Source organism: Rhizobium sp. 62_C5_N11_2 (genome assembly GCF_051811185.1).
Lineage (GTDB): Bacteria > Pseudomonadota > Alphaproteobacteria > Rhizobiales > Rhizobiaceae > Rhizobium > Rhizobium leguminosarum.
Genome location: NZ_JBPWPW010000001.1, coordinates 4,254,676 through 4,277,561, shown reverse-complemented (window position 1 = coordinate 4,277,561; position 22,886 = coordinate 4,254,676). Strand labels below are relative to the sequence as shown.

Below are 22,886 nucleotides of genomic sequence, written 5' to 3'. Positions count from 1 at the left end.
TCCTGACGCGATCAAGCGGCAAGAATGGAGCTGACCATCCGAGCCGTCCGCGGTGCCAGCGTCAAACCGATATGCCCGTGTCCAAAAGCAAACACCACGTCCCTTCCTCCTCTTGAAGGCCGGATGACCGGAACGGAATCGGGCATGGAAGGGCGGAAGCCCATCCAACTGCGGCTTGGTTCGCCAAGCGTCGGGAAAATCCTGCGAGCGTTTGCCAACAACACTTCGAGGCGCCTTGGGTTCGAAGGCGCGGTGATGCCTCCGAGTTCCACAGTGCCGGCCACCCGCAGGCGGCCGCGCATCGGGCAAAAATAAAATCCGTGATGCGTCGGGCATACCGGTCGTTCCACCGGCAATGTTTCCATATCGAATTCGAGATGATAACCCCGCTCGGTATCCAGGGGGACCCGCTCTCCGAGCTGCAGAGCCAGACCGCGGGAATGGGCGCCGGCAGCGATCACCGCCGCTCGAGCATGGATGCTGTGGGCCGAAGCCATCATCCTCACTCCGCTCCGCTCACGCGAAATAGTCGTCACCGAGTCTCGAACGAACTCGACGCCCGCTCGTTTGGCGGCGGCTTCCATCACGCTCATGACCTGGCCGGGATCGGTGAAGTTTATCGCTTTCGGAAAGAAAAGCCCTCCGCCATGGACCTGCGGCAGCCGAGGCTCCAGGCTTTGCACCTGGTCGGGTGTGAGAAGCTGCTGCGCTATCCCATAGGTTCGGCGAAGCTCGACATCCGAAGCGGCTGCCTTGAAGGCCTCGGGCGTCTGGTAGAGATAGAGGCATCCCTTCGCGCTCAAAAGATCGGATGCGCCGATCTCTGCCGCGAGTTCGAGCCATTCCGATGAAGCGTCGGACAGAAGGTTGGCGATGCGGCTCGTATTGTCTCTGTATCTGTGCGGGAGAGATTCGTAGGCAAAACGCATCAGCCAAGGAAACAGCGTGGGCAATGCCGTTTTGCGGATGGACAGCGGGCTGTCGGAATTGAGAAGCAGCGAGGCCAGGTTTTTGAGGATGGCGGGCGTACCGACGGGAATGATTGCATAGTCGGCGATCGTTCCAGCATTGCCGTAAGATGCTCCCGAACCGGGTTTGTTAGGTTCGATCACTACGACATCGCGACCGTCTGCACGTAGCCGCAGCGCGGTTGCCACGCCGATCACACCGCCGCCGATGACGGCGATATCTGTCGTTAGCTTGTCCATGAAATTATGTATCTACCTCGGCGCCTTGTGATGCCGCGATCCGTTATGTGAATTCGCCAACCCGGCGGCGCCATGCGCCGCCGGGCCGGTTCGGTTCAATCGAGGACTAAGGCGCGTCGCGATCTTTCAGATTCGCTCCTTGCGCTTTAGCTCTTTATTTCTACGCATGTCGTTGCCGCAAAACCGCTGCACACTTTTGCGCGACATGCTTTAGCCTGGCGAAGCGTAGCGCGCGACATAAGCCGCCGTGCGTGCTTCGGTTGGACGGTCAAGGACATCTCTGGCGGTTCCCTGCTCGATGATAAGACCACTGTCGATGAACACGACCCAGTCGGACACTTCCTTCGCGAAGGGCAGCTCATGCGTGACCAGGATCATCGTCATGCCGTTGGCCGCAAGTTCCCGCATGACGCGTAGAACTTCCCCGGTCGATTCAGGATCGAGCGCCGATGTCGGCTCGTCGAACAGCAACACCGTTGGTTCTAGCGCCAGGGCGCGTGCGATCGCCACACGCTGCTGCTCGCCGCCCGACATCTGTTCCGGATAAGCCATCGCCCGTTTGGCGAGGCCTACTCTCGTCAGAAGTTCCACGGCCCGTTCCACAGCCTCTCTCTCGCCGATCCCGGCTGCATGCATCTGAGCGAGAACGACGTTCTCCACGGCCGTCAGATGCGGGAACAGATTGAAGCGCTGAAACACCATGCCGACACGTTGCCGAAGCTTTGCAAGGTTGCGGCAGGTCACCTCGCCATTGGCGAAGATCGTCTCATCGCCGACAGTGATCGTTCCCTGATCGGGACGTTCAAGCAAATTGACGCAGCGCATGAGGGTGGTCTTTCCTCCGCCGCTCTGGCCAATGATGCTCACGATCTTGCCAGCGGGAACCTCGAGATCGACGCGGTCAAGCACCAGGCGCCCATCGAAAGACTTGCGCAATCCGCTGATTTTGACGGCCGGGCGTCCGACCGGCTGCCGTGACACGAAAGGAGTTTTGGCAGGGATGGTCGTCATGGGCAGATCTTCCCCTCGGCGAGGTAGGTCCTCGCTAATTTCAGCCGGCGCCTTCTGGCCAAGGACAATGGCACGCCCGCATGGATCTTGCGCTCCAGCAGAAGCAAACATTGTGACACCGGGTAGCAGATAGCGAAATAGGCCGTAGAGATCACGAGATACACTTCAAGCGCTCGGAATGTTTCCGAGGCTATCAACTGTGCCTGCGTCATCAGTTCGGCGGCGGAGATCGTGACAAGCAGCGAGGTCGACTTGATCAGGTCGACGAACATTGTGTTCGTACCGGGAAGCGCGAGCCGCACTGCCTGCGGCAGGACGACATGGGTGAACGTTTTGCCGCGCCCTAGCCCGAGAGCTTGAGACGCCTCTTGCTGTCCTTGGTGTACGCCGGCGATAGCGGCCCGAAAGATCTCGGACAGGTAAGCGGCGTAGAAGAGCACCAAGCTCAACACTCCAGCCTCGAAAACCTCCAGCCTGATGCCTACGGAAGGCAGGCCGAAGTATGTGAGGAATATGATCGCCAGAAGCGGTACGTTTTTAAAGAGCTCGGTATAGAACGCTGCAGGGACGCGGACGAGCCGCAGCCGGTTGAGCCTCATCAACGCAAGTGCAAGACCAAGAATCGTCGCGCCAATGAAGCTGGCCACGGTGTAGCCGAGGGTCCTGAGCAGACCCCCGGCAATGCTTCCGACGTAGTCATTCCAGGGAACCTGGAAAACATCGGTGAAGGATGACAGCGCCGTCATGCCCCGATCTCACTTCGCGATGGAAGGCGGGTTCCAGTCGGCGGGACGGTCAACGCCGCGCCGCTGTGCCGCCATCTCGGGCGATGGAACCAGGAACTGCTTGGGATCGCCGCCCCATTTCGTGATCAAAGCCGCAAGGGATTCATCCTTGTACATGCCGTCGATCTGATCGGATACAGCCTTGGCCAGCTTCGGCGACTGCTTGGGAAGGTAGAATCCGGTCATGTAGGCTTGAAAATATTTGTAATCGGGGTGTGCGGCCACCTGTTCGTTTGTCGGCGGCTTCAGATATTCGATGCGGACCTTCATGTCGGGGCGCTGCTGCTGTTGATAGGTGATCAGCAGCGGATCAAGAAAGCCAACGTCCAGACGTCCGGAAGAAATATCCTGGAACACACCTTCGGCGTTCGGGAACGTATGTGGTGATGCGTTAGGGACCTGCGCGATCGATTTCGCCCAGACATACCCCGTCACAGTGCCGAGATTTTTGCCTTCCAGACTCGCAACATCCGGAAAGCTCGCCTTGCCGCTCACCGCCATGGCCGGCGGCGAATAGTACGGAGGGTCCGTGAACAGGCCGACCTTCTGGCGAGCGTCGGACCATGCAATTCCGCCAATGGTTATATCAGCCCGCTGCGTCTGGACGGAAGCCAGCATGCCTGGAAAGTCGGTGACGTTGATTTCCATTTTGAGGCCGAGCTTATCGGCCACGGCTGTCAGGATGTCGCTGTCGAGACCGACCAGCTTTCCATCCTTGACCGCCGTATAGGGCATGTAAGGCTGCACTGCAACGACGAGCGTGCCCGGCTTCATCAGCTCCAGATCGTCGGCGTTTGCAGTGGATGGCACCGCCGTCGCGAATAGCCCCAAACCCAAGACCGCCAAGGCAATAATCCCGTTTGCCTGCGATTTTTTCGTCAATTCAGCATGTTTCATTGGAACCCCTCTTTGTGGTTATATATTGCTGATATATTAAGAATATGCAGACATGATATGGAGTCAAGCAGATTCGTTGAGCGGCTTTTTTCTAGGCGGAAAAGCGTCTAGCTATGCGGAAACGGGCAGAGAGAGGAAAACGCTGAATATGTCGGCATTCGAAGTGGATTACGAAGCGGCGGAATCGACACTGGCGGAACGGACGTACATTCGGCTGCGCGACGACATCATTACGACGCTGCTTCCTCCGGGCACGCTTCTGCGCGAAGCCGAAATCATGAAACGCATGGACGTCGGGCGCACGCCGGTCCGGGAGGCGATTCAGCGTCTGCAATATGATGGTTTCGTTGTCGTCAGCGCGCGGCGCGGCACATTTGTGAGCAAGATCGATATCAATGATCTTACTGCGGTTTATGAGGCGCGAGCACGGATCGAGTCCTGGGCGACCCGACTAGCTGCGGAAAGGCTGCGCGAGTTCGAGCGGCAAGAAGCGCGGCAACTGATCGATGAGCTCAAGCAAACAACCGGTCCGATGGCGTTGGAGGACATACTTGCTCTCGATCGCCGGGTTCACCGCTTCATTTACAAAGTGGCGAAAAACCCTTTCCTGTCCGATACGCTGGATCACTACCACAATCTGTCGCTGAGAATCCTGTACGTCGCCATGAAACGGTTTCCAAGTTTGGTGCCGCGCCTTGAGGACGTCTTGCATGATCAGGTCCTCATGCTTGAGGCGGTGTGCAGAGGTGACGCAGATGAGGCCGAAAAGATCGCGATGGCTCATGTCATGAGCTTTGAGAGCGAGGTCCGGAAGGTAATCTGAATTCGGATCTGGGGATTGGATGCAGCTTCAGCTGAACGAAGATATTTCCGGCAGAATGAGCCGTCCGAAACGATCTCGTGCTGCGAGTGGACTCGGCATCGACACCTGCCTGAATTCCACATCTCAGTGAGAGGCCGGTGTGAGCCGGCCTCCTGAACGGATGAAAACCAGGATCAGTCCTTGGCGCGTTCGACGTAGGAATTGTCTTCCGTCGCGATAACGACGCGGGTGCCGGCGTTGATGTGCGGCGGCACCAGGGTGCGCACGCCATTCGACAGCATGGCCGGCTTGTAGGAGGACGATGCCGTCTGGCCCTTGACGACCGGTTCCGTCTCCATGATTTCGAGCGTGACGTGGCGCGGCATCTGGATCGCCAGCGCAATGCCTTCATGCATTGACAGAACGCAGGTCATTCCTTCCTGCAGATAAGCCTTGTCGTCCCCCATCGTGTCGACATCGACGACGACCTGATCGTAGTTTCCAGGGTTCATGAAGTGAAAGCCTTCGCCGTCCTCGTAGAGGAATTGATGGTTCACGTCCTCGACGAAGGCGCGCTCGACCTGTTCGGTGGTGCGCCAACGCTCGGAAACCTTCACGCCGTCGACGATGCGGCGCATGTCGACCTGGGTGACCGGTGTGCCCTTGCCCGGATGAAAGTTCTGGGCGGTGAGAACGACGTAAAGCTTGCCGTCGACATCGAGAACGTTGCCCTTGCGGACAGAAGAGGCGATGACCTTGACCATAAGACTTCCTTGTAACTCGGCTTTCGGCGTCGTAGATGACTGCCGAGACGCTCCGAAGACGCAAATGTTTTTCTTTGGGGCGCAACTAACCTAAAATCCGGGAAATAGCCACCCCCTATACCGGCTTCTCCGGCGAAGAAAGCTTGGAATGAACTCTTCGGCGAAAGCGTCCCCCTGGTGGACCCCGTCCGTGCATGCCGACCGCCGTCCGTTCCTGATCGGGCGCAATGCGATCCAGGCGGCGTTGCGCGGGTTTTTCGCGCGCGAGGACTTCGTCGAGGTGGATACGGCTGTGCTGCAGGTATCGCCCGGCAACGAGGCACATCTGCATGCCTTCGCCACGGAAGCACTGACGACGGATGGGCAAAAGGCGCCATTCTACCTGCACACCTCGCCGGAATTCGCCTGCAAGAAGCTGCTTGCGGCGGGCGAGGAACGCATCTCGTGTTTTGCCCATGTCTATCGCAACCGCGAGCGCGGGCCGCTGCACCATCCCGAATTCACCATGCTCGAATGGTATCGGGCCGGCGAAAGCTACGAGAGCCTGATGATGGATTGCGTGCGGATCCTGGCGCTTGCAGCCGAAACGGTGAAGACCGGGAAGCTTGCCTATCGCGGCGCCGAGAGCGATCCCTTTGCCGGGCCGGAGCGGATCGGCGTTGCCGAAGCGTTTGAGCGTCATGCCGGCATCGATCTTCTCGCCTCGGTCGCCGCCGACGGTTCGACCGATCGCGACCATCTAGCGGCCGAGCTCAGGCGCGTCGGCATGCGTGTTGCCGATGACGACGGCTGGGCCGATCTCTTCAGCCGGGTGCTGGTCGAAAAGATCGAGCCGTATCTCGGCTTCGGCCGTATCACCATCCTCGACGAATATCCGATCTCGGAGGCAGCACTTGCGCGTCCCTCGGCACGCGACCCCAGGGTTGCCGAGCGTTTCGAGCTCTATGCTTGCGGCGTCGAGCTGGCGAACGGCTTCGGCGAACTTACCAACGCTGCCGAACAACGGCGACGGTTCGAGATCGAGATGACCGAGAAGGCACGGATCTACGGCGAGACCTATCCGATCGACGAGGATTTCCTTGCCGCACTGGCGCTGATGCCTGAGGCAAGCGGCATCGCGCTCGGCTTCGATCGGCTGGTGATGCTCGCAACGGGAGCATCACGCATCGACCAGGTGCTCTGGGCGCCGGTTGCGGAGTACGGAAGATGAATGTCGTCAAACCGATCAAGAGCGTCGACGATCTTGTAAAGGCAGGACTGGTCGCGTCTGCCGATCGCGCAAGTCTCGAGGAGGTTGCCGCGCGTTACGCGATTGCCCTGACGCCTGCGATCAGCAAGCTCATCGACCGCACCGATCCCAGTGATCCGATCGCTCGGCAATTCGTGCCTGATATAGCCGAACTCACGGTCGCCCGCGAAGAACGCGCCGATCCGATCGGCGATCATGCCCACAGCCCCGTCGAAGGGATCGTTCACCGCTATCCCGATCGTGTGTTGCTCAAGGCCGTGCATGTCTGCCCGGTCTATTGCCGCTTCTGCTTCCGGCGCGAAATGGTCGGGCCGCAGGGCCTCGGCACGCTCGATGCCGCGGCGATGCAGGCCGCTTTCGATTATATCCGCGGTCACGAGGAGATTTGGGAGGTCATCCTCACCGGCGGCGATCCGCTGGTGCTTTCGCCGCGCCGGCTCCACGAGATCATGGAGACGCTTGCCGGGATCGCGCATGTGAAGATCGTGCGTTTCCACACCCGCGTTCCGGTCGTCGATCCCGAAAAGATCGATGCGGCGCTGATCGACGCGCTGAGGGCAAGCGGCAAGACGGTCTATGTGGCTCTGCACGCCAATCATGTGAGAGAACTGACGCCGGAAGCGCGGGCCGCCTGCGCCCGCCTCGTCGATGCCGGCATCGCCATGGTCAGCCAGTCGGTGCTGCTCAAGGGTGTCAACGACGATCCCGCCGTGCTTGCGGAATTGATGAAGGCTTTCATCGAAATCCGCGTCAAACCCTATTACCTGCATCATCCAGATCTGGCGCCTGGCACCGGCCATTTCAGAGTGACGATCGAAGAGGGGCAGGAGATCGTCGCGGCGCTGCGCGGGCGGATTTCCGGTCTCTGCCAGCCGGCCTACATCCTCGATATCCCAGGCGGTCACGGCAAGGCCGTCGTCAGTGGGAGCGCGATCCGGGCGACCGGCGACGGATGTTATTCCGTCACCGATTATCGCGGTGGCGAGCATTCCTATCCGCCCGCCGATTGAGACAAAAGTCGGCGTTTTGCGTGTCATTTCTGTACTCGCCACGCCAGACGCTAGAGTGTGTCGCAGCGTCGAAATTATCATAAGTCACTGATATAAAATGGTTGTTTACGACAGTGCGGAAAGGATCGCTAAAATCCTAACTATGAGCCTCAGTCATATTTAACTCAATTAATTAGCGGAATGTTCTGTTTTCCGCACTAAAAGAACGCTCATGACAAGGCGATGAACGCCGGTTCGGGATCATGAGAATCTTGGAGTGATGGGATGAATAAGGCAATCCGCGACCTCGTAGCCAAATTCGGCAAGCTTCCTGGGTCGATCGACCAGGTCGCCGACGACGCTGATCTTTATGCGGCAGGTTTGACGTCCTTTGCTTCTGTGCAGTTGATGCTTGGCCTCGAAGAGGCCTTCGACATCGAATTTCCCGACAATCTCCTGAACCGCAAATCCTTCGCGAGCATCTCGGCCATCGCCAGGACCGTCGATCTCATCCGGGACAGCCGGAAGGTCGCCTGATGAATTTCCCCGTCAAGATCATGCAGGACGGTCTTGTCGCAAGGGTGGCCCGCGTCGCCGAAATCGCTGCGAAGCACGCGGATGCCGTTGATGCTGAAGCCCGTTTCCCCCGGGAAGCCGTCGATGCGATGAAGGCCGAAAGGCTGCTCGGCATCCAGGTGCCGCGCCATCTCGGCGGCGAATCCGCCTCGATCACCGAGATCGCCGAATTGTGCTCGCTGCTCGGCCAGGTTTGCGCCGCAAGCGCCATGGTCTTCGCCATGCACCACATCAAGCTGTCGAGCCTCGTTGAACACGGCGCCGACAGCGAATGGCATCGCGGTTTCATGCGCCGCATCGCCGCCGAGCAGTTGCTGATCGCATCCGCCACCACCGAAGGCGGTATCGGCGGAAACCTGCGCAACAGCATCTGTGCGGTCGAGGTCGATGGCGACACGTGCCGTCTCGAAAAGGATGCGACCGTCATTTCCTATGGCTCGCATGCCGACGCCATTCTCATCACCTCGCGTGCCCACGCGCAGGCGGCCTCTTCCGATCAGGTGCTGACGGCCTTCCTCAGGGACCAGTACACGCTCGAGAAAACGCATGTCTGGAATACGCTCGGCATGCGCGGAACCTGCTCCGACGGCTTCCTGTTCAAGGGCGAAGCGCCGGCGCATCAGATCCTGCCGAAGCCTTTCGCGGAGATCGCGGCGCAATCCATGCTTGCCTCCTCGCACCTCTTGTGGAGCGGCGTCTGGTACGGCATCGCCGTCGATGCCGTTGTGCGCGCCCAGGCTTTCGTGCGCGCCGCTGCCCGCAAGGCGCCGGATGCCCAGCCGCCGGGCGCGCTGCGCCTTGCCGAGGTTTCGAACCTGCTGCAGATGGTGAAATCCAACGTGGTTGCCGGCCTCAAGGCCTATGAAGATGCCAAGGCGGATGCCGACAGGCTCTCTTCGATGGGATTTGCGGTGGCGATGAACAACGTCAAAATCGCCTCGTCCGAGACGATCCTGGAGATCGTCAACCATGCGATGCTGATCTGCGGCATCATGGGCTACAAGAACGGCACGCCCTTCAGCCTCGGACGCCATCTGCGCGACGCGCATTCCGCACAGCTCATGATCTCGAATGACCGCATCCTCGGCAACACGTCGAGCATGCTTCTTGTCCATAAGCAGGACACTAGCCTACTGGGGTGACAGTCATGGATATGCAGACCTCGTTTCTGGACCGGCTTTTCGAATCCGGCCTGCTGATCGATACCGGCATCGACGGGCTCTACGGCCGTAGCGGCCAGTTCGAAGACGTGATCGCTGCCTTCGAGCGCCTGATCGACACGTTCGGCGGCGCCGATGGTGCCGAAGCCATGCGCTTTCCGCCCGGCATGAACCGCGCCTTCTTCGAAAAGAGCGGCTACATGAAGAGCTTTCCGCAGCTCGCCGGCACGGTGCACAGCTTCTGCGGCAGCGAGCTTGATCATGTCAGCCTGCTGCAATGCATGGAAGTCGGCGAGGACTGGACCAAGGGGCAGGAGGCGACCGACATCGTGCTGACGCCGGCTGCCTGCTATCCGCTCTATCCGACGATCGCCAAACGCGGCAACCTGCCGAAGTCGGGCGGCCTCTTCGACCTGCAATCCTATTGCTTCCGCCATGAGCCGTCGAAGGACCCGGCCCGCCAGCAGTTGTTCCGCATGCGTGAATATGTCTGCATGGGCACCGAGCTGCACGTCACCGATTTCCGCCAGCGCTGGATGGATCGCGGCGTCGAGATGATGAAGGCTGTCGGTCTCGACGTGACGATCGACGTCGCCAATGATCCGTTCTTCGGCCGCGCCGGCAAGATGCTCGCCAATAATCAGCGCGACCAGAACCTGAAGTTCGAGCTGCTGATCCCGATTACCTCAGCTGCCAATCCGACCGCCTGCATGAGCTTCAACTACCATCAGGATGCCTTCGGCACGAAATGGGGTCTCAATCTCGAAGACGGCAGTGTCGCGCACACCGCCTGCGTCGGCTTCGGATTGGAGCGCATCGCCCTTGCCCTCTTCCATCATCATGGGCTCGATGTGAAGCAATGGCCGGCCAGCGTACGGAAAGCGTTGTGGGGCTGAGCAAATCGATGACATCGGTATTTTCGGGGGTATTTTCGGGAATCGACCCGGAAACCTACCGGGCGCATGCGCTGCATTCCGGCGAGCGCGCCTGGCCGGAAACCAATTGCTATGTCGATCTCTGGATCGAGGTTCTGGCGACATCAGGCGTTGCGCCCGAGGCGATGCTGGGTTTTACCCTGACGCAGGATTTCGAGGGCGACCAGTTTACCTTCTTCAAGGTGCCGCTCGAGGATCTCGAAGCGCTCTACGGCATTCGTGCGACCGAGCTTGCCATCTACGACCGTGTCGAACGCCATGTTGAGGTTCAGATCGCGCGGGGCCGTCTCTGCCTGATCGAAATGGATTCCTTCTACATGCCGGATACCCGTGGCACCGCCTACCGGCAGGAGCACGGCAAGACGACGGTTGCAATCAACCGGCTGGACGTTGCGGCCAAGCGCGTCGATTATTTCCACAATGCCGGTTATTTCCGTCTCGAAGGCGAAGATTTCGACGGTTTGTTCCAGCTGCAACTGACGGAAAACGACCCGCCGTTCCTGCCCTACACGGAATTTGCCCGATTCCCGGAAAAACCGGCTGATGAAGCGCATCTGCGTTCGACCGCGCGGCGGCTGGCCGGCTTTCACTTCATCAGGCGTCCCCGCGAAAACCCGATCCGCGCCTTTGCAAGCGTTTTTCCGCAACAGGTCGAGGCGGTGGCGGAACGGCCGTTCGGCTTCTTCCACAAATACGCCTTCAACACGCTTCGCCAGGTCGGCGCCAATTTCGAGCTGGCGGCCGATCACCTCAGCTGGCTCTCCCCGGATGAATTCACGGCTGCCGCTGAGCATGCCAGGCGCATTTCGGAGGTGGCGAAATCGGTGCAGTTCCAGCTTGCCCGCGCCGTCACCCGCAGGAGGTTCGAGCCGTTGCAGGCAGCACTTGATCCGGCCGCCGATGCATGGGATTCCATGATGGCATCGCTTGCGGGGCGAATCTGAGGCCGGAGATCTGACCATGCGGGGGCGTTTGGCGAGCATCGGTGCCGAGGAAAGTTTACTTTCCGAAGGCTGGAACCTGATCCTGACGGAGCCGGGCGCCTGCGCCGTGCCGCACGACATCCCGCTCTCCGCACAGCTCATTCCCGCACCCGTTCCCGGCACCGTCGCCGCAGCGCTTGAAAAAGCCGGGCTCTTCGACCGTGAAAATCCCGAGCCGCTGAACACGCGGGATGCCTGGTATCTCTGCCGGCTTTTCGATGCCGAGCCCGGCGACGCGATCCTGCGTTTCGAAGGACTGGCGACGCTCTGCCATGTCTTCCTGAACGGCCAGGAAATCCTGTTTTCCGAGAGCATGTTCACGGCGCACGAGATTCCGGTGACGCTTTCGGGCGGCGATGAACTGGCTTTGTGCTTCCGGGCGCTCGGCCCCCGCCTGTCGGAGCCGGGGCCGCGCGCGCGCTGGCGGCCGCAGATGATCACGCCGGCGGGCTTGAAGAATTTCCGCACGACGCTGCTCGGCCATATGCCGGGCTGGTGCCCCGATATCCATGCCGTCGGGCCATGGCGGCCGATTTCGATGGTGCGGCGCAATCCCGTCTCGATCGACAATGTCTCCGTCCGCGCCGTATTCGAGGAGAGTGGCGTCGGCCGCCTCAGCGTTTCCCTGCATAGCAATGCCGAGGATCCCTCAATGCTGCTGCGCTGCGCTGGGATGGAGCAGCCCTTCGAGAAGGTCGGCGACAGTCATTACTCGGCTATCCTCAAGCTTTCCGACATCGAGCCCTGGTGGCCGCACACGCATGGCGCTGCGCGTCTCTATGAGCTGACGCTGGTTTCCGACGGCGTGGAATATCCGCTCGGCAGGACCGGTTTTCGCCGCATCGACGTCGACCGCGGTGCGGATGGCGATGACTTCGCGCTCCTCGTCAACGGCGAACGCATCTTCTGCCGCGGCGCGGTGTGGACGACGGCCGATATCGCGCGATTGCCGGGCGGGCGGGTGGATTATGAGCCGTTCCTGCGGCTTGCCGCTGGAGCCGGCATGAACATGATCCGCATCGGCGGCACCATGGCCTACGAAACGCCTGATTTCTTCGCGCTCTGCGACGAACTCGGTCTGCTCGTCTGGCAGGATTTCATGTTCGCCAATTTCGACTATCCGCGCAACGACAAGGCTTTTCTCGGCCACGTGCATGCGGAGGTCGAGGAATTCCTGCACGGCGTGCAGGCGGCGCCTTCGCTGGCCGTGCTCTGCGGCGGCAGCGAAATCCACCAGCAGGCGGCAATGCTCGGTCTGCCGGCGGAATTCTGGAGCGGACCGGTCACCGATGAAATCATTCCGGCGGTCGTCGCGCGCATGCGCCCCGACGTGCCCTATGTCCCGAACTCGCCCTATGGTGGAGCGATGCCCTTTTCGCCGAATGCCGGTATCGCCCATTATTACGGCGTCGGCGCCTATATGCTGCCGATTGCCGATGCGCGCCGCGCCGATGTGCGTTTTGCCTCCGAAAGCCTCGCCTTCGCGCATGTCCCGCAGCAAAGGACGCTGCAACGTCATCTCGACGTGCCCGCCGTCCACAGCCCGCTATGGAAGGCCCGTGTGCCCCGCGACCGCAGCGCATCATGGGATTTCGAGGATGTTCGCGACTTCTACCTGCAGCTTCTCTACGGTTTCGATCCGGCCCAGCTGCGCCGCGAAGATCCGGAACGCTATCTCGATCTCTCCCGCGCCGTCACCGGCGAGGTGATCGAAGAGACTTTTGCCGAATGGCGGCGCAAGGGCTCGGCCTGCAATGGCGCGCTCGTCTGGACGCTGCAGGACCTGCTGCCCGGCCCCGGTTGGGGGGTGATCGATTCCACCGGAGAGCCGAAGCCCGTCTGGTATGCGATGCGCCGTGCATTCCGGCCGGTTCAGGCCGTCTTCACCGACGAGGGAACGAACGGTCTCGACGTGCATGTCGTCAACGAGACGGATGCCGCGCTCGACGTCGAGCTCGAGGTCGTCTGCCTGCGCGGGGGAAAACAGCAGGTCGTCAGCGGCAGCAGGGCCTTCAAGCTGGCGGCAAGGGACACGGAGCGCCTTGCCTGCACCGCGCTGTTCGGCGCCTTCTTCGATACGACCTATGCTTTCCGTTTCGGGCCGCCGGCGCATGATGCAAGTGTCGCGCGCCTGCGCTCGCTGGCGGACGGCGCCATTCTCGCCGAGAGCTTCCACTTCCCCTGCGGACGGGGGAAGGCGCTGCATGACGCAGGGATCGAAGCATCATTCGGCAGAGACGACGGCGACTGGTTCGTCGATCTCAGGACCGACCGGCTGGCGCAATCGGTGCATATCGATGTCGAAGGCTATCGAGCCGACGACGACTGGTTCCACCTTGCCCCCGGTGCGATGCGGCGCGTGAAGCTCCACCCGCTGTCCGGCGCGGAAAGCGATATTCCGCCTGCGGGCGAGATCAGAAGTCTAGGCAGCTCGCATCGCGTCGCAATAGAGGGCTGATGCCCCTGCGAAGGATGATGCCGATCCATTGGGAAAGACCGTGATTTGAGAACGATATACCGCCTTCTGCGCGCCCATGTCCTGCAGCGGCTGATCCCGCGGTCGCGTCTTGCCTTCAACCCACGCAGGCCGGTGGAAGTCGTCGGTTATCTCTCGATGGCGGTCGGTGTCGGCGAGTCGGCAAGGCTCTGCGCCGACGCATTGTCGGAGGCGGGGCGGGCGATTTCGCTCTCCGACGTCAGCACGCATCCTGACGAGAATTCCTTCGCCGGATGGACGCCGTCGCATGTTTCCACCGAACCGGCGGGAAGCCGGATCTGGCATCTTAATCCGCCGATGCTGCCGCGCGCCATCCTGAAGAAGGGCGTTGCGAATTTCAGCCGCGCTTTCAACATCGGCTATTTCGCCTGGGAGCTCGAAGTCGTGCCGGCGGAGTGGCGCAATGCGATGCATTACATGAATGCCGTCTTCGTGCCGTCGGAATTCACCAGGCGGGCGATTGCGCCTCTCACCACGGCGCCCGTCATCGTCGTTCCGCATCCCGTCACCGAGAAGCCGGCGACCGAAGGCATGCGCCAGAAATTCGGCATCGAGGAAGACGCCTTTCTCGTCAGCTTCATCTTCAGCGCCGGCTCCTCGATCAACCGGAAGAATCCGCAGGCCGTCATCGAGACCTTCCGGATATTCGCCGCCGAATGCCCCAGCGCCTTCCTGTTGATGAAGGCTAGCGGCGATATCGGCAAGGACGAAGGCCTGCGCGAACTGGTCGCTTCGGTTAAGGGCGACAACCGGATCAGGATCGTCACCGACAGGTTATCGAACTCCGATATCAACGGCCTCATCCGCTGTTCCGACGCCTATCTTTCGCTGCATCGTTCCGAAGGTTTCGGGCTGACGGTTGCCGAGGCGATCATGCAGCATACGCCCATCATTTCCACGGCCTGGTCGGGAACAGTAGATTTCTGCGATCCCGACAATAGCTGGCTGGTTGGCTCTCCCCTTATTCCTGTGGTCGATACCCATCCCGAATTTGCCGGGCTCGAGGGTGCAGTCTGGGCCGACCCCTCACCCGAGGCGGCGGCCGGGTACTTGAGGGAAATTTTCCGCGCGCCCGAGCGTGCACGAGAGAAGGCCGGGAAGGCGCGGGAGTTCCTGCTGCGCTACCTTGCGGAAAACAGCTACGAGAAGGCGCTTCAGACATTGACGGCGATGCAGGCCAGCTAAGCTGAGGTCGTCACTCCGCTTTATTTTAACATTTTCGCATTAGAGATGGCGGGTATGCGGCGGTAGGCCGATCCTGACGGATGGACAGATGTCGAAGGGTATTATCGCAAACTCGGTGATGAACGCGGCGGCAGGCATGCTGCTGCTTCTGACGGGCTTCGTTTCCTCGATCATAACCGCGCGGTTGCTCGGGCCGGAAGCCAACGGCATCGTCGCCTTTTCGCTCTGGCTGGTGGTGACCGGCGCCTCGATTGCCGAGCTCGGCTCCAGCATCACACTGCTGAAGACGTTGCCGCAACTTTCGGCGGAGGGTTTCGATGCGCGCCGCCGGCGGGGTTTTGCCGCCATCCTCGTCAGCTTCATGATGTTCTCGACCGTCGTGCTGCTGGCGCTCTACGCGCTGTTCTTCCTGACGTCCGAAAAGATGCACTGGGCCGACACCGCGCCATCCGTCGCTCTGGTCACCGGCGTGCTGTTCTTCATCCAGGCGATCGGATCCTTCGTCAAATTCTACCTGATCGGCGAAAAGAAGCTTGGCGCTTTCTTTAAGCTGACGGTCGCCGTCTCGATCGTGCAGCTTGCCGGCGTTGCCGTCGGTGCCGTTTTCTATGGCGTCGAGGGTGTTCTCGTCGGTTATGCGCTCGGCCAGCTGGTGCTGTTTTTCGCCACGCTGCCGATCCTTCTTGCACGGCGCGACTGGTGCGGGGTCTCGCTGAAATATCTCGCCTCTTCCTCCGTCATCCTGTCGATCCAGTTCATCATCGATTCCATTTTCCTCAACCGGCTCGAGCTGCTCTTCCTGCAGCAGTTCTGGTCGGTGGAGATGGTCGGTTATTATGCCGTCGGCCTGTCGATCGCGAATATCGCGTTGCAATTGCCGATCCAGATGACCGGCAGCCTGCTGCCCTATTATTCCGAGCGGCGCCACAGCAGCGACGATTCGACATTGCCGGTCGAGGTCTTCGCCGCCGTCACCCGCAGCATGGCCTATATCGTGCTGCCGATGAGCCTCGGGCTTGCCGCGATCTCCAGCGAACTGGTGCTCGTGGTGTTCGGCGAAGCGTTCCGCCGCAGCGGAACGGTGGTGGCGCTGCTTGCGCTCGTCGCTCCCGCCTATACTTTCATGCAGATCCTCAGCCTCTACCTGCTGTCGATGGACAGGGCCCGCTCCCGCCTGAACATCAGTGTGATAGGTGGCCTACTGATGGTAGCGGGTTGTTTACTGATCGTACCTAGGCTTGCGGCCGAGGGTGCTGCACTTGTGCGCATCCTCGTATTCGTTGCGATGTCGGTGATGATGATCAGACAGACAGGATTCGGATCCCAGCTTTCGGGTCTTTACGCAAGCCTGACGAAGGTGACGCTCGCCTCCGTCCTCTGTGCTTGCGGAGCGATTTCCGTGCTGGAATTCGTCCAAGGTCCGGCCGGATTGGTCGGCGCGATCATCGCCGGCGCATTCGCCTATTTCGCGGCGCTCCGTGTGCTGCGCGCCGTGCCGGGCGAGGATGTCGAAGTCATGCGCTCCATTCTCGCCAAGATGCCGTCCCTGCTGCGGCGACCGGTTGGCCACGCGATCAATTTCATCGCGCCGCGGCTTCCCGGCGATCCCGATCGCGCCAAAGTCGCGCCCGGCGAATTCTCGCTGGAACCGGCCGAGGGGGCGGGACGCAACGCTGCCCTGCCTGTCGTCTTCGACGGCACGATCGGGCTGTTCATGCCTGAGAATCCTCTCACGAAGAAACGTTCGGCCGCCGTGCTCTTCGTCAGCCCCTGGGGTTTCGAGGAGATGTGCAGCCGCAAATTCTTCCGCGTCGCGGCCGAGCATTTCTCGGATATCGGCGTGCCGAGCCTGCGCTTCGACTATCGCGGCACCGGTGACGCGCTCGATTTCGGGGTGCTGCCGGCAAGGCTGGAAACCTGGGAAAACTCGATCCGTGCGGCCGCTGACAAGCTGAAGTCGCTGAGCGGCTGCGACCGTATCATCCTCATCGCACAGGGCCTCGGCGCGACGCTTGCCCACCGCGTCGGTTCTTCGATCGAAGGCGTCGACAGCCTCGTCATGCTGGCGCCGGTGCTGAGCGGCAGGGCCTATCTGCGCGAACTCAACATGTGGTCCAAGATCATCGATGCCGATCTCGGCCTCGGCAAGGAGCATGTCCAGACCGCGAAGGTGCAGATCGCCGGGCTCGTCATGCCCGAGGAAATCGCTGCCGAGCTCGGCAAGCTCAACATCACCTCGCCGCAGGGGCTCGCAGCCTCGCGCTATCTGATCCTCGAACGTCCTGCCAAGGCCGAGGATACCGGCTTTGCCGATGCGCTGATAGCGCTTGGCGCCGATGTCGAGCAGAAGGCCTTCGAAGGCTATGACGAACTCGCCACCAATCCGCTGTTTGCCAAGACGCCGATGGCTGTCGTCGCGCTGCTGACGACGTGGCTGGAGGCAACGACGACAGAGACATCCGCCGCCCATTCGCCGGCGGCGATCGACAACCCGTTGCTTGCCGGCGATGATTTTGCGGAAACGCCGGTCCGTTTCGGAAGCCATAATCATCTGGTCGGCGTCGTCAGCCGGCCGCTCGGTGAGATCAAGGGCAATGCCGTGCTCTTCCTGTCGACAGCCTATGACCGGCATGCCGGCTGGGGACGGACGACGGTTGACATGGCGCGCGAGCTCGCCCGCCAAGGCGTCGTTTCGCTGCGTTTCGATTCCGCCAATGTCGGCGACAGCCCGCCGCGGCCGGATGCACCGGAACAGGTACTGTATTCGGATACGCAGACCGGAGATGCGGTCGCCGCGCTCGATCTGCTCGAAGGCGTCGTCGCCGGCCCCGTCATGGTCGCCGGCCGATGCAGCGGCGGCTATGTCGCCTTCCGCGCCGGCGTCGCCGACGAGCGCTTGAAGGCTGTCGTGTCGATCAATCCCTTCGTCTATTACTGGGATCCTGACATGCCGGTGCGCAGGGAGCATGTCGTCTCCGTTCCCCGCAGTCTGGATGATTACAGCCAGCGCCTGGCGCGGCTCGACACGCTGAAGCGGCTGCTGCGCGGCCAGGTGGATGTCGTTGCGGCGCTGCAGAATATCGTCATCGCCGCCGGCCGCCGGCTGTCGCCGTGGATCGCGCCGGTGCTCGAGCTGCTTCCCGACCGGCGCCATATCGCCCGCGAGGTCCGGCACTCCTTCGCGCTGTTCGGCAAGCGCAGGGTGCCGCTGACGCTGATCTACAGCGAGGGCGATGTCGGGCTCGACCACGTCTATTTCCACTTCGGGCCGCGCGGCGCCAGGCTCTCTCGCTATCCGAACGTACGGCTGCTGATGCTGCCGGATGCCGACCACAATCTGACGCCGCCGCAATCGCGCAAATTCGTGCTCGACGAGATCATCCGTCTCGCCAGAGCGTGACCGGGATTTCAGCTAAAGCGGTTCAGCTTTTAACGGAAGCGCAGGACCGCTCTAGCCTTTTGTTTTTACGCAATTCCGGACGGAAAACCGCTTCGCACTTTTCCTGGAATTGCTCTGAAGCATGTCGCGCAAAAGTGTGCAGCGGTTTGCGCCGAAGACATGCGGAAAGCAAAGACCTAAAGTGCAGTAAGCGAATCTGAAAGATCTCGATGCCCGTTAGGCAGGGGATCAGATGTTTTCCGCGGCGACGACATCAAGCGATCTGTAGAGATCGATATAGCGTTCGGCGACGATATCCCAGGAATAGCCGCGCGCGGCTTCGAGAAGCCCGGCCCGCACCACGTCCGGTTGGCGTGAAAGGTCTTCATAGGCCGTTTCGATCGCCGTGGCGGCGGTCTCAGGATTCGTGAAATCGGCAAGCATGAGAACGGGATGCCGGGCGGCAAGCGTCGCAAAGGCATCGTTGGCGTTCAGCACCGGCAGGAGGCCGGCGCTCATCGCCTCCAGCGCCACCAGGCCGAAACCTTCATATTCCGAGGCGGAGGCGAAAATCCAGGATTCTGCGATGATGCGCCGGATGGTGTCGTTGTCGGGCGACACATGCAGGGTGACGCGGCCGGAAAGATGACGGCGTTCAATTGCGCCTTCGACATCCGCCCGGTTCAGGTCGGATTCGGCGCCGACGATGTCGAGATGCCATTCCGGGTCGCGGGTCTTCAGCGCGGCCATCGCATCGAGCAGATGGTCGATGCGCTTGTTCACGGAGAACCGGCCGATCGTGACGATGCGGCGCTTTGCCCGGCGTGATGCGGTGTCGGCGAACTTGCCGATATCGGCGCCGTTTTCGATCAGGAGACTGTCTGGCACGATCTCGGAAAACTGCTTGAGGTCGGAGGCGCTGCAGCAGACGACGCGGCGATAGGCCATCGCTGAAGCGCGGGTCAGCGTCCGGAACCAGATCTTCTTGATTGCCGCGTATTTCCGCGTGTGGAAGAAGCCGCCATGGGTGGTGACGATCATCGGTTTTCTGTGCAGCAGCCGGCCCCAGGCGAGCGCGTCGAAGAAGAAGTCGATGGCGTGGACATGGACGAGATCGGCATCGGCGAGATGGCGGAAAACCTGCGGTGCCAGCGGATAGCGGCTGGAGCCGGACCAGGGAATGCGCACCACCTCGATGCCGTCGATATCTTCGCGAAGCGGCAGCTTGTCTTCAGGCGCGGTGAAGAGCGAATCCAGCGTGACGACGCGCACGCGGTAACCGCGGCGCACGGTCTGGCGGGCGAGATTGGCGACCACGTCTTCCAAGCCGCCGCGATTGGGCAGGAATTGGCGCACGACATGGACGATTAGCGGAGCTGTTTCCAACTTCGGCTTCGCGCGCACCCTATCTGCCTCGACGATCGACATTTTCCACCTATCGCTGCACGTGCCGGCCCGCGCTGATGCGGGCCCGTGATAACAACGACCAGATATGCCCGGCGTTAAGGCGCGGTTTAGGCGACCGCTTGCGAGGGCCAATCTTCGCGAAAAGGGTTAACCGTGTCTGACGGGAATTTAGAGCGTTTCCGTTTTTCTCGAATCACGGAAACGCTCTATCTCTTTTGTTTTCACGCAATTCCCGGCAAAAGCGTTTCACGCTTTGCCTGGCAAAACCGCGACGCACTTTTGCTGGAATTGCTCTAGAATGCCTTGAAGGTCAGCGTGGTCAGCGAGCGGACGATGCCGGGAATATTGGCGATGTTGTCGTTGATGAATTTGCCGATATCCTGGCCTTCCTCGATATAGACCTTCAGCAGCAGATCGTAGTCACCGCTTGTGGAATAGAGCTCCGAGACCAGTTCGGTCTGGTAGATGGCGTCGGCGACATCATAGGTCTTGCCGGGTGCGCATTGGAGCTGGACGAAGATCGGCTTCATGGAGATTTCCTGCAATGTTGTTTGGTAGGCATAATGGTCGAAAGCGCCATGCCGATGCAAGCCGTTCGTCACACAGACGGGTTGGTGGTGGCTTCCGCGACGATCCAGTCACGAAAGGCGGCAAGCGGCGCATAATCGGCGCGCTCGGGTGGAAAGGCGAGATAATAGCGCTCGCGACTTTCCATTTCACGGTCGACAGCGGCGACGAGATCGCCGCGCCTGATCTCCTCCTGCATCAGGAATGTTGGTAGCAGGGCGACGCCGAGGCCGGCGATCGCCGCCTGCGCGGCCGTGGCGAACTGGTCGAAGAGCATGCCGTGGACGTTTTCGAAGGAAACGTCGTTGCTGGCGAACCACTGCTCCCAGGCGTCGGGGCGCGTCGTCAGATGCAGAAGCGGAACGGCAAGCAGATCCTCTGGCGCTTTGATCGCGTGTCGCTGCAGAAAATCCGGACTGCAGGCCGGCACCGTGCGCTCCGACATCAGGAAGGCGAGTTCGGCGCCCGGCCAGTGCGGATGGCCGAAGTGGATGGCGGCGTCGATCGAATCGAGGCGGAAATCGAACGGCGAAAGCCGGGTCACCAGATTGATGGTCACGCCGGGATTGGCGGCGAGAAAGCGCCCCAGGCGCGGCGCCAGCCAGCGCGTGCCGAAGGTCGGCAGGATGGCGAGATTGAGCGTGCCGCCATGCGGATTGGCGCGCAGGTTGAGCGAGGCGCTCGATATCCGCCGCAGCGCCTCGCGAATCTCGCGGGCATATCCGTCGCCGGCTAGCGTCAGCCGCATGGTCTGGCGTTCGCGCAGGAAGAGCTCGACGCCAAGCTGCTCCTCCAGCGCACTTACCTGGCGGCTGACGGCGCTCTGCGTCAGATCGAGTTCGCGCGCCGCTGCGGTCACGCTGCCGGTGCGGGCAACCGCCTCGAAGGCGGCGAGATGCGAAATCGATGGCAGAAAACGTCTTGACGTCAGCATGGTCATTCCGTTTCAGAATGGGCTATTTCCGAAATAGCGATATTTGCGGCTTTGTTGCGCGTGTAAAGAGGTTCATCCTGCAAAAACGGAATGAGCCGGAGTTTCCCAATGCCGCAAGCCCTCGTTTCCCCAGACCGCATCCGATCGCTGTTCACCGAGGCGATGTCGCAGATGTACCGGGCGGAGGTGCCGCAATACGGCACGCTGATCGAACTGGTGGCGGATGTGAATGCCGGCTGCCTCGAAAACGATCCCGATCTGCGCGAACGTCTGGCCCAAGCCGGCGAGCTGGAGCGCATCGATGTCGAGCGCCACGGTGCCATCCGGCTCGGTACGGCCGACGAGCTCTTCACCATCCGCCGGCTGTTTGCGGTCATGGGCATGCAGCCGGTCGGCTATTACGATCTTTCGGTCGCCGGCGTGCCGGTTCATTCCACCAGCTTCCGGCCCATCGACGAGGCAGCGCTCAACGTCAATCCATTCCGCGTCTTCACCTCGCTGTTGCGATTGGAGCTGATCGAGGACGAGGGATTGCGTGGCGAGGCCGAAGCCATTCTGGCGAAACGGCGGATCTACACGCCGCGTGCCGTCGCGCTGATCGAGCGCCACGAGCAGAACGGCGGCCTGACCGAGGCGGAAGCGACGGAATTCGTCGCCGAGGCGCTGGAAACCTTCCGCTGGCATGGCGAAGCGACAGTCAGCGCCGACACCTATAAGCGGCTGCACGAGGCGCATCGGCTGATCGCCGACGTCGTCAGCTTCAAGGGGCCGCATATCAACCATTTGACGCCGCGCACGCTCGATATCGACGCGGTCCAGGCCCGCATGCCGGAACGCGGCATCACGCCGAAGGCTGTCATCGAAGGGCCGCCGCGCCGTCATTGCGATATCCTGCTGCGGCAGACGAGTTTCAAGGCGCTGGAGGAAACGATCGCCTTTTCCGATGATGACGGTGCGATTCAAGGAACGCATACCGCCCGCTTCGGCGAGATCGAACAGCGCGGCGTGGCGCTGACGGCGAAGGGCCGGGCGCTCTACGACCGGCTGCTCGCCTCGGTTCGCGGCGAGGTGCAGGTCGGCGCCGGCGGCGCCAAGGCCGGCGCCTACGACGACGAACTCGCCGCGCGTTTTAAGGTACTGCCGGATAGCTGGGATGAGTTGCGTAGCGAGGGACTGGCCTTCTTCCGCTATGCCGCGACGCCTGCGGGCATTGCCGCCGCGGCCGGCAGCATGCTGCCCGGCATTCCGGAGGCGCTGATCGCCAAGGGTTACCTTGCCTTCACCCCGATCGTCTACGAAGACTTCCTGCCCGTCAGCGCGGCCGGCATCTTCCAGTCGAACCTCGGCACCGACCAGCAGCAGAACTACGCGACCCGCTCGAACCGTGACGCCTTCGAGGCAGCACTGGGTGCTACCGTTCAGGATGAGTTGGCACTTTACGCCGAGCGCCAGGCTGCATCGCTGGATTCGGCACTGACTGCGCTCGGCCTTGCGGGCCTGCCGCTGAAGACCGTTGCGTGAAATGGTAGGTTCAACACTTTCTCTTATACATTAGAGT

General features: G+C 61.3%; 19 protein-coding genes. 11 read left to right on the top strand and 8 right to left on the bottom strand.

Annotated elements, in window-relative coordinates:
• Positions 1-11 precede the first annotated feature (11 nt).
• From AB8B31_RS21005 to AB8B31_RS20990, 4 genes are all read right to left on the bottom strand, one after another.
• A complete protein-coding gene (locus AB8B31_RS21005; protein ID WP_028733578.1) occupies positions 12-1,208 on the bottom strand; it encodes an NAD(P)/FAD-dependent oxidoreductase in 1,197 nt (398 codons plus the stop codon).
• A 210-nt stretch (positions 1,209-1,418) separates the two neighbouring features.
• Positions 1,419-2,219 (bottom strand): amino acid ABC transporter ATP-binding protein, encoded by an 801-nt coding sequence (locus tag AB8B31_RS21000; protein ID WP_028733577.1) that lies wholly within the window; start codon positions 2,217-2,219, stop codon positions 1,419-1,421.
• On the bottom strand, positions 2,216-2,965 hold the full coding sequence (locus AB8B31_RS20995; RefSeq protein ID WP_018244039.1) for an amino acid ABC transporter permease: 750 nt from the start codon (positions 2,963-2,965) through the stop codon (positions 2,216-2,218). The genes AB8B31_RS21000 and AB8B31_RS20995 overlap by 4 nt, the downstream gene beginning before the upstream one ends.
• 9 nt (positions 2,966-2,974) lie before the next feature.
• Positions 2,975-3,901 (bottom strand): substrate-binding periplasmic protein, encoded by a 927-nt coding sequence (locus tag AB8B31_RS20990; protein ID WP_028733576.1) that lies wholly within the window; start codon positions 3,899-3,901, stop codon positions 2,975-2,977.
• A 148-nt stretch (positions 3,902-4,049) separates the two neighbouring features.
• Here AB8B31_RS20990 and AB8B31_RS20985 point away from each other — a divergent pair, with 148 nt between their 5' ends.
• A complete protein-coding gene (locus AB8B31_RS20985) occupies positions 4,050-4,724 on the top strand; it encodes a GntR family transcriptional regulator (protein ID WP_018244037.1) in 675 nt (224 codons plus the stop codon).
• A gap of 173 nt (positions 4,725-4,897) precedes the next feature.
• Here AB8B31_RS20985 and efp read toward each other — a convergent pair whose 3' ends face one another.
• Positions 4,898-5,467: an elongation factor P gene (gene efp / locus AB8B31_RS20980; RefSeq protein ID WP_018244036.1), complete on the bottom strand. Its 570-nt coding sequence runs from the start codon at positions 5,465-5,467 to the stop codon at positions 4,898-4,900.
• 148 nt (positions 5,468-5,615) lie between these two features.
• Between efp and epmA the strand changes: the two genes are divergently transcribed.
• The 9 genes from epmA (at position 5,616) to AB8B31_RS20935 (ending at position 18,441) form a co-directional block, all read left to right on the top strand.
• Entirely contained in the window at positions 5,616-6,677 is a 1,062-nt protein-coding gene (gene epmA / locus AB8B31_RS20975) for an EF-P lysine aminoacylase EpmA (RefSeq protein WP_018244035.1), read from the top strand.
• On the top strand, positions 6,674-7,726 hold the full coding sequence (locus AB8B31_RS20970) for a lysine-2,3-aminomutase-like protein (protein ID WP_028733575.1): 1,053 nt from the start codon (positions 6,674-6,676) through the stop codon (positions 7,724-7,726). Before epmA ends, AB8B31_RS20970 begins: the two co-directional genes overlap by 4 nt.
• 264 nt (positions 7,727-7,990) lie before the next feature.
• Positions 7,991-8,242 (top strand): acyl carrier protein, encoded by a 252-nt coding sequence (locus AB8B31_RS20965; protein ID WP_003543737.1) that lies wholly within the window; start codon positions 7,991-7,993, stop codon positions 8,240-8,242.
• Complete coding sequence (locus AB8B31_RS20960; RefSeq protein ID WP_028733574.1) at positions 8,242-9,423, top strand: acyl-CoA dehydrogenase family protein; 1,182 nt, start codon at positions 8,242-8,244, stop codon at positions 9,421-9,423. The genes AB8B31_RS20965 and AB8B31_RS20960 overlap by 1 nt, the downstream gene beginning before the upstream one ends.
• Before the next feature lie 5 nt (positions 9,424-9,428).
• Positions 9,429-10,337, top strand: a complete 909-nt coding sequence (locus AB8B31_RS20955; RefSeq protein ID WP_018448307.1) for an amino acid--[acyl-carrier-protein] ligase — start codon at positions 9,429-9,431, stop codon at positions 10,335-10,337.
• Positions 10,328-11,320, top strand: a complete 993-nt coding sequence (locus AB8B31_RS20950; protein WP_028733573.1) for a DUF1839 family protein — start codon at positions 10,328-10,330, stop codon at positions 11,318-11,320. The genes AB8B31_RS20955 and AB8B31_RS20950 overlap by 10 nt, the downstream gene beginning before the upstream one ends.
• Before the next feature lie 16 nt (positions 11,321-11,336).
• Entirely contained in the window at positions 11,337-13,817 is a 2,481-nt protein-coding gene (locus AB8B31_RS20945; RefSeq protein ID WP_028733572.1) for a glycoside hydrolase family 2 protein, read from the top strand.
• A 45-nt stretch (positions 13,818-13,862) separates the two neighbouring features.
• Positions 13,863-15,041, top strand: a complete 1,179-nt coding sequence (locus AB8B31_RS20940) for a glycosyltransferase family 4 protein (RefSeq protein ID WP_028733571.1) — start codon at positions 13,863-13,865, stop codon at positions 15,039-15,041.
• 88 nt (positions 15,042-15,129) lie between these two features.
• Positions 15,130-18,441 (top strand): oligosaccharide flippase family protein, encoded by a 3,312-nt coding sequence (locus AB8B31_RS20935; RefSeq protein WP_018448303.1) that lies wholly within the window; start codon positions 15,130-15,132, stop codon positions 18,439-18,441.
• Positions 18,442-18,669: 228 nt separating this feature from the next.
• On the opposite strand, the gene AB8B31_RS20930 is transcribed toward AB8B31_RS20935, so the two are convergent.
• The 3 genes from AB8B31_RS20930 to AB8B31_RS20920 form a co-directional block, all read right to left on the bottom strand.
• Complete coding sequence (locus AB8B31_RS20930) at positions 18,670-19,848, bottom strand: glycosyltransferase family 4 protein (protein ID WP_028733570.1); 1,179 nt, start codon at positions 19,846-19,848, stop codon at positions 18,670-18,672.
• Positions 19,849-20,120: 272 nt separating this feature from the next.
• Complete coding sequence (locus AB8B31_RS20925; RefSeq protein ID WP_003543721.1) at positions 20,121-20,357, bottom strand: Lrp/AsnC ligand binding domain-containing protein; 237 nt, start codon at positions 20,355-20,357, stop codon at positions 20,121-20,123.
• Between the two features lie 68 nt (positions 20,358-20,425).
• Complete coding sequence (locus AB8B31_RS20920) at positions 20,426-21,334, bottom strand: LysR family transcriptional regulator (protein WP_018448301.1); 909 nt, start codon at positions 21,332-21,334, stop codon at positions 20,426-20,428.
• A gap of 84 nt (positions 21,335-21,418) precedes the next feature.
• Here AB8B31_RS20920 and hglS point away from each other — a divergent pair, with 84 nt between their 5' ends.
• Positions 21,419-22,849, top strand: a complete 1,431-nt coding sequence (gene hglS / locus AB8B31_RS20915; protein WP_026230964.1) for a 2-oxoadipate dioxygenase/decarboxylase HglS — start codon at positions 21,419-21,421, stop codon at positions 22,847-22,849.
• Positions 22,850-22,886 lie beyond the last annotated feature (37 nt).